The sequence below is a fragment of the Citreimonas sp. genome, assembly GCF_042096055.1.
GTDB lineage: Bacteria > Pseudomonadota > Alphaproteobacteria > Rhodobacterales > Rhodobacteraceae > Citreimonas.
Map to the genome: position 1 here is coordinate 1 of NZ_JBELMH010000160.1, position 1,413 is coordinate 1,413.

Here is a 1,413-nt window from a genome sequence, read left to right on the forward strand (position 1 = left end):
CGAGGTCTCGAAGCAGCCGCCCTGGTCGATCGCCACGTCCACCAGCGCAGCGCCGGGCTTCATCCGCGCGAGATCGGCGCGCGACACCAGCTTGGGCGCCTCGGCGCCGGGGATCAGCACGGCGCCGATCACCATGTCGGCCTGTTCGAGATGCTCGGCCAGCAGGCCGGCGCTGGAATAGCCGGTGCGGAAGGTGCCGCCGAACACGTCGTCGAGGTAGCGCAGGCGCGGCAGCGAGCGGTCGAGCACGGTCACGTCGGCGCCCATGCCGGCGGCGATGCGCGCGGCATGCGTTCCGACCACGCCGCCGCCCACGACCAGAACGCGTGCGGGGCCGACGCCGGGCACGCCGCCCATCAGCACGCCGCGGCCGCCATTGGCCTTCTGCAGCGTCCAGGCGCCCATCTGCGGCGCCAGCCGCCCGGCGACCTCGGACATGGGCGCCAGCAGCGGCAGGCCGCCGCGCTCGTCGGTGACGGTCTCGTAGGCGATGCAGGTGGCGCCCGACTGCATCAGCTCGCGCGTCTGCACGGGATCCGGGGCGAGGTGCAGGTAGGTGAACAGGATCTGCCCCTCGCGCAGCATGGCGCGTTCGGCGGCCTGCGGCTCCTTCACCTTGACGATCATGTCGGCGGTCTCGAAGACCTCCTCTGCGGTGTCGGCCAGCACCGCGCCGGCGGCTTCGTAGTCGACGTCGGCGAAGCCCGCGCCGGCGCCGGCGCCGCGCTGGACGATCACGGTATGGCCGTGGCCTGTGGCCTCACGCGCGGCGTTGGGCGTCAGGCCGACGCGGAATTCCTGCGGCTTGATCTCGGTGGGGCATCCGATCTTCATGGGTACTGGCTCCTTCTCCCTGCCGGGCAGCGTGGCACGGCGCGTCCGCCCGTTGCCGATCTTTCTTCGGCGCTTGCGGCGCCATCCGGCGAAGATTATTCGACGCGGGTGGCGTTCGGCGAAAGGAATCCGCATGACCCTGGACGAGACCGACCGGCGAATCCTGCGCGTGCTGCAGCGGCGCGGCCGGATGTCGAACGCCGACCTCTCGGAGGCGGTGCACCTGTCGGCCTCGGCCTGCCACCGGCGGGTGCAGCGGCTGGAGGCCGACGGCTACATCCGCGACTACGTGGCGCTGCTGGACACGCGCCGCATCGGGCTGCCCACCACGGTCTTCGTCGAGATCACCCTGTCGCGGCAGGCCGACGAGGTGCTGGAGGCGTTCGAGACGGCAGTGGCGCGCATCCCGGACGTGCTGGAATGCCACCTGATGGCGGGCACGGCGGATTACATCCTGAAGGTCGTGGCCGAGGACACAGACGATTTCGCACGCATCCACCGCCAGTACCTGACGCGCCTGCCGGGCGTGGCGCAGATGCAATCGAGCTTCGCGCTGCGCACGGTGTGCCAGACGACGGC

Annotated in this window: 2 protein-coding genes; one reads left to right on the forward strand and one right to left on the reverse strand. The window is 71.3% G+C overall.

Going from position 1 to position 1,413, the window contains the following annotated elements; translation table 11 throughout:
* A partial coding sequence (locus ACFDTC_RS17955; protein WP_375260244.1) for an alanine dehydrogenase occupies nt 1–834 on the reverse strand: 834 nt, incomplete at its 3' end.
* 133 nt (nt 835–967) lie between these two features.
* Here ACFDTC_RS17955 and ACFDTC_RS17960 point away from each other — a divergent pair.
* Nucleotides 968–1,413, forward strand: a 446-nt coding sequence (locus tag ACFDTC_RS17960) for an Lrp/AsnC family transcriptional regulator (protein ID WP_375260245.1), incomplete at its 3' end; no start/stop codon positions are given.